We start from the raw sequence: 6,682 nt of genomic DNA on the forward strand, positions 1-6,682 counted from the left end.
CGAATCCGATGGAGGTAATAAAACCCTGTCGGATTTTTTGTCTTTCATCATTTGGCATTTACAAAATAAGTGAATGTTTTTGTTTGGGTTTCAGATACAATGAGAATTAATCATAGGAAATCGGTGTTTTTAATCTGATGAAAACATAAAACGCCGTCCTTTAAATTCATACCTTGTACGTTTACGAAATTATAGGGAATTTTGTTTGCATATTCCAAGTATTTTGACGAACTTTGTATATATGTTGTACAAAAATGGTTTGAACTTAATGATTGGGACATATGTAAGTTGAAAAAATAAACAATATACGTGACCTTTCACTCTTATTTGTCAACTCAATATAATTCCACCAACGGGTAATATGAATGAAGTCAGATTTTGGGAAATAAATAAGACTATAGCTCCATCAATGAGGATGAAACTTAACCAGATTAGGGCTTTTCTTGAATTAAGAAAAGCATCAGTAATGGTCGGTGCTGGTTTTAGCAAAAATGCTGAGATGGGAGAAGATGTACACATGAAAGACTGGAGTGAATTATGTGAGGACTTTTATACTGCCTTGTATGATTCAAAACCTAGTGATCGGGATTTCCGACTAAAATCAGCTCTCCGTCTAGCGCAACAAATTGAAAGTACAATGGGGCGAACTGCACTTGATGAAATAATCAAGAATTCTCTCCCTAACGATTCCATTTCTCCAGGATATTTGCATGAACTATTAGTGAGTCTTAATTGGCGGGATATATTTACAACAAACTATGATTCATTATTGGAAGAAGCTGCGGTAAAGGCTTATCGTCATTACAATGTAGTTACCTCAAAAGACTCTCTTATTTATCAGCCACATCCAAGAATCGTAAAACTTCATGGTTCATTTCCTGATAATCGCCCATTCATAATTACAGAAGAAGATTATCGAACCTATCCAGAACGCTTTCCTGAATTTGTTAATACTATTCGGCAAGCTCTTATCGAAACCCAATTCTGTTTAATAGGTTTTTCTGGCGATGACCCGAATTTTCTAAGTTGGCTTGGATGGTTCCGAGACATTATGGGGAATCAGATGCTCCCTATTTATATGATTTATGTTGGTTCCCGTCCTCACGATTCAGAGATAAAACTACTTAGTTACAGAAAAGTTGAGCCTATTATAACAAATGATATTTCAGAAGATCCGGTAGAAGCCATGGATTTCATACTTTCTTATGTGGGTAACAAATTCAAAAAGAGCGGGAATTGGAGCGGTAAAATAAGAATTTCGCTTTCTAACAAGGATAAATTTAAAGAATCAATAGATGAAATGCGCAAAATTCGGGAATCGTATCCAGGTTGGATAATTCTTCCTGCTGATAAAATTGAGAATGATTTCGATGGTTGCCGTTCTGATTTTGCCTTTATGGAAAAAAGGTTTTTAGAATTGGAAAATTCTGATAAATTGGATTTCCTTTATGAATACACTTGGCGTCTTCAAACATCGTTTATGCCGTCATGGTTAAATACAGAATGGTATGTAAAGGCTCTTCAAGAAGTAATGGATTGTTATGATTCTACTGATACAAAATATAAAAAGAAAGCAGATTATTTATCAGTTGCACTTCTGCAAATATATCGTATTACTGGTGATGAAAGATTTAAGGCTGATTTGCAACTTATTCGTAAACGAATTTCCCCAAATAACACATCTCTACATCGAAAGTTAAATTACGAAGAAGCTCTTTGGCTGATATCTCATTGTGAATTCGCCAATTTAGAAAAGGTTTTAGATTCATGGAGAGTAACTCCTGACGATTATCGAAGTATATTATGGAAATCTAAAATTCTAATAGAAATTGATAAAAGGGATGAAGCAGCAAAGATTTTAGAGGAGGCATTAGGAAATGCACGCCGAAAATTGATGTCAAATAGCAAGTCTGAATGCCAGTTAAGTGCAATAACGCTTATTTCTAATTGCCTCGCATGTATTTCTTTAAATAATAGGCAGAATCGGGATGTAGATGAGAGGTTTTGCTTTAAAAAGTATTATGAATTGTGTCTAAAAGAAATCAAAAATGAAGAGAAGGTAGGAATGACCCACACCCATGGTTTTAACATTGGCTCTCATGGTACATCCTGGAATTCAGGCTCATACGGATATATCAAAAAATATGTCGGAGCAGGCCGTTACTATCTTTTGACTGAAGCATATGGACAACCTATAGGGTCAAATTCCAGAACATATAATTCTAATACAAATAAACTCGCACTTCCTCTTGTTGCTGAGGTTGGATTTAATACTGCTTTACCTTATCTTGTGGAATCAAATGATGAAAATGCCCTTAAAACAGCCATTTCACGACAAGAAATCTTGGATCTTTCAGAGGAAACAGCAATAGGCATATTTGATGCATGGATAAAGGTGTTGAAACCTAATATGGAATCGGAAGTGAAATTCCAACGGAACGAAAGGGAAAATAATGTTGTATTGCCTTTACTTGTGCGACTTTGCGTATGGCTTGATTTTGACAGAATCGTTGTACTCATAAAATATATATGGAATATATATGACTCGTATCATAATAATATTAGAGAACTTCTCACGACCTGTTACAATTCTCTTCCTCTTGATAAGGCTGTTGAATTATGGTGGAAAGTAATGGAAATGCCAATTGTTTTGGATGAAAGGGAACATGATATTATAAAACCGATGGTACATATAAAGAAATGGAGGGGCAATGATTCAATTGTAGATATTATTGTAAATGGGATAACCAATGATTCATTGCCTATGCGTAGAGCTGCAATCGAACGTTTGGGTGAAATACATTTGATTCTTCCTAAAGAATCTCAAGAAAAAATAGACAATGCCATATTTGCTAATTTCGACACCTTGCACAATACCGATTTGATTCCCATTTTGGGAGTGGATCTCAAGCCGAATGATAATAGAGTTTGGAAGAAGCGATTCATTTTATATTTAAATGAGTTAGTCATAAAATTCTTAGACTCTGATTTCAAGATTTCAGGTTCATCTGCAACAGTTAGTGCTTTTGAAAACTTTATGATGATATTTATTAATTGTTATAAGCATTTTACACCAGAAGAAATAAATGGTATTTTCCAAAAAATTCTCGATTTTGTAAATGATAATTATACTGTACTCCGAGAAACGAACGATTCCGATTCATTATTTGGCGGATTAAAGCGTTTCTTAGATATGGCAATGGAACATATCAATATTTTCATATCAAGAGTTGATGTCGTATTTGTTCAGAACGAGTTAAGAAACGAATTACTTGAGAAAATCAAATTATTAAGCGGTTCTTACCCCTTAATTAGAACGGTTGTCCGATTATCATTTATTGCCAAATCAGGAAAAACTGGTGAACTGGTAAAAAATAACAGACAATTTATTAAAAAGAGTCTTGAAAGGGATGTGCTATCTTCTGACTATAACAGAATGAAAGATGCGTTTTTTGCAGTTGCCGAATGTCAACGATTAGCAAATGGAAAATTTTCAGTTCAAGAGATAGTCAAATTGCCTATTAATCATATACGTTATCGCCTGGATTCTGAAACGAGATCCATATTACTACTCCTTCCTATGTGGATAACTCCCAACGTTGTAAAGAAACAGAATTTTGAAATTTTACTTGACACTCTATCAAAGTTGCCGCAAAAGATTAATGCAGCTAAAAACATTGCTGCTGAATTAAAAGCAGACATTCTATACTATGGTGGGCAACTTGCAGGTCAAATTTCTAAGACAGAAATTGCTGATGATTATAAGGTAAAATGTGATGAAAGTTGGCAATCATTTGCAAATTCAAATGATTATCCACACGATATTCGTAATGGGTATTTTAATGGATTATGGTAAAGTTCTTGATATATTTTGGTTGTGTTTGTTAAATAGCACTATGTATTATGTAAAAATTTTGTGGAAACAAATAACGAAAAACAATATTTGGATTGAACATCAACCATATGTACAAATATCATCGGTTCTAAACATGGATGCGATGAAGGCAAATTCTAGGGAGTTATGACCATTTTGTCTGAAACCAGCAGTTTGCCAACTAAACACCATCCAATAAGTTAAAAGGCACATATAAGTATTGACGGGAGTGTCATATTGTAGGTGCGAGAGTAGAAGGATGATGAATTGTTGCTCATACAGACATAGTGATTGGTTCGGGTGAATTAACAAATATGACTCAAATATGTATCCCGGTCTTGTCGCAACAGATAGGTATGGCAGGATTGGAATATTCTGTTTTTTTGCTTCTCAATGAGATATTGACTTTTATATAGGTCGCAAGATAAATTTCTTACTTTAATAGCATAGAAGTACTATGAAATATATAGATTCTTTTGAAACATCTAAATTTAAGACTAAGGGTAATAAATCTTTATTTAAGAATATTGATACAATAAAAAAAATGATTTATTACAAATAGATTTATTATATGAGGCTATAATAAACTGTGATAAAATAATACAAAATATCAAACAAAATAACTGTGAAAATAAAGATGACTTAATTGATAAGTATAGCTCGATAAAACATTTTTATGATGTAATTTGTCGATATTTATTGTTGGAAGCTGACGTCTTGGTCCCATATAAATATTTATTTCAGAAGCAAGATGATTGGGAATATAGATTTTTTGTTAGAAGAATTTATACTTTAATTCATGAGACAAAGAATGGAGTGTTAAGCCTTTCTGGACATATAATGAATATTATCGAATCTTTAGTTGGAGATAAATTTATCCATTACAAAGAAGCGTTAAAAGAACTAAATAAATCTATTAATGAAAATGATGCTTGCCTGAAAGAAGTTCGTAATGTTTGTGAAGCGCATAAGGACAAAAGCATTAATAAACAGATAACAGCAATAAAAAAGATAAGCATCAAAGATTCTCTGAAATTGATACAAGATTATTATAATAAAATGTCTAATGTTAACAAAAACCTATTTATCATTTTAAATGAACTGCCACAAATTACTTACAATCTTTCATGCCATCTCCAACCGCTCCAGAAATGATGCTTTTTTGTTGATAGAATGTTGTATTTCAGCTATAGTTTCAATAATACCTTAATCCAATCCTGTTTGCCAACTTACGCTGTGATATCCCCCTGTATTCGATTTCATCCTTCAGTATTTCTCATGGATGGGTCGGATAAGAAGGTTTAAGGTCGTTGGCTCTCATAGTGCCTTTATTCGTGTAACAATACAAATAAAATTACTTTTTCCATATTTGCAAAATAAGAGATGTTTTTCTTGACTTATTTTAGTTTCAATGATAATGAGGAACGCAAAACACCGTTCATGGATATTTTGTCAACGTAGTTCTGCTAGTGAAATTGATTATAACACTTTTTCACTCTGAGATAACCCATCTGTATAGGAAACTTGGTATTCTCAGTAAGAATTAGTGTTATTTTCATTTATTTACTAGCAACACCTCCGGCAGATAGTTCCACAAGCGGCATGATGATTTTTAGTCCTGTTTTTCTTGGTTTCCCAAAGATGACAAATTGAAAGATAAAACGATATTTCGCATTCATCTATTTTGAGTAATTTTGAGCATTCACGAAATTATTTGAAATTTGCTTGCATATTACATGTATTTTTACGTATTTTGCATATATGCTGTACATAAAAACGCTTTGAACTTGTTAAAAGGTCATAATCTATTCACTCTTTGCTAGTCAGATTGTATTTCGCAAAAAGGTTAGAATTGATAATATACGCAACCTTCTATTCATATATTTTTTGATTTATCAACATGTATATATAATATGCTTTACACTAGACAACAATTAGCTCAAAAAGGCTTTGTAGACAGTCATGTGGCTATTAAGCGATACCTGTACAAATTCATTAATCATAGAAAGGAAATAAGTAAACTAAAATGGCATGAAAAAGATTTCTTTTTTGAGCATCTTCAGATACTTAAAAATGATAAAGAACAGGTGACTTTTGATATTTATTCTATTCCTGAAGCTAAAGAATATTTGTTATATAAGCTCACTCTCATATATGCTAACGATAATAATGCTATAGATTTTAATAAAAAAGCTTTTGATTATAATGGTGAAATACCAAAGAATAAGAAAAAGCAACATCAGCAAATATTTTTTCGATTGTTGGCAGATTGGACAGAAAAATTAAAAGAAGGTAAAGGCCAATATCTTCAGATAATAAAACCATTGTATGAAAAAAAATTTAAAGAATTACAAACTTTAAAGACACAAAAGAAAATTGGTTCTAGAACTTTTGTTTTACGAGACATTTATATGCGTGCAACGTTCTATCATGTATATTATCTTGTGAGAAAATATTTTGATGGGATGAAAGTTAAAGCTGAATCTTGTAAAATTTGTGGAATTGACTTTTATGCTGATATTTATAGCTATGCTCACATCTTAACAAGGCATTATTATCCTAAAATGAATTGTGGTATCGGAGGTTCTATGAACGGGAATATACCGGTACTTGATATTTTCAATATGCCTTTATCTATATTAGGTTTAGTTAAGCAATATGCAAAGGAAAAGGTTATAACTACAGACACCGAGTACTTACTTTTTATTGTAGATAATGAAAAATATATATTATACTCGAGTTCGGGATAATGAAGTAAGATAAAAAGTTGGTAATCTCGCAAAAATTTTGTACCTTTATAGTTGAAAA

The 6,682-nt window shown here is 32.3% G+C and carries 3 protein-coding genes and 1 pseudogene; 3 read left to right on the top strand and 1 reads right to left on the bottom strand.

Going from position 1 to position 6,682, the window contains the following annotated elements; all coding sequences use genetic code 11:
- Positions 1-361: 361 nt before the first annotated feature.
- Together H6A34_RS06965 and H6A34_RS06970 are read left to right on the top strand one after the other, a co-directional pair.
- Entirely contained in the window at positions 362-3,856 is a 3,495-nt protein-coding gene (locus H6A34_RS06965) for an SIR2 family NAD-dependent protein deacylase (RefSeq protein WP_205104411.1), read from the top strand.
- A 717-nt stretch (positions 3,857-4,573) separates the two neighbouring features.
- Positions 4,574-5,029, top strand: a complete 456-nt coding sequence (locus H6A34_RS06970) for a hypothetical protein (RefSeq protein ID WP_205104413.1) — start codon at positions 4,574-4,576, stop codon at positions 5,027-5,029.
- 46 nt (positions 5,030-5,075) lie between these two features.
- Here H6A34_RS06970 and H6A34_RS14965 read toward each other — a convergent pair.
- Positions 5,076-5,195: pseudogene (locus H6A34_RS14965) on the bottom strand (HigA family addiction module antitoxin); the annotation flags it as partial.
- Between the two features lie 592 nt (positions 5,196-5,787).
- On the opposite strand from H6A34_RS14965, the gene H6A34_RS06975 reads away from it, so the two are divergent.
- Positions 5,788-6,624, top strand: a complete 837-nt coding sequence (locus H6A34_RS06975) for a hypothetical protein (protein ID WP_205104414.1) — start codon at positions 5,788-5,790, stop codon at positions 6,622-6,624.
- Positions 6,625-6,682 lie beyond the last annotated feature (58 nt).

The organism is Marseilla massiliensis, assembly GCF_016899855.1.
Taxonomy (GTDB): Bacteria; Bacteroidota; Bacteroidia; order Bacteroidales; family Bacteroidaceae; genus Prevotella.

Excerpts from the sequence above, each read along its gene's own strand:
- H6A34_RS06975 (WP_205104414.1), top strand. The coding sequence starts at position 5,788 with ATGCTTTACACTAGACAACAATTAGCTCAAAAAGGCTTTGTAGACAGT.
- H6A34_RS06965 (WP_205104411.1), top strand. The coding sequence starts at position 362 with ATGAATGAAGTCAGATTTTGGGAAATAAATAAGACTATAGCTCCATCA.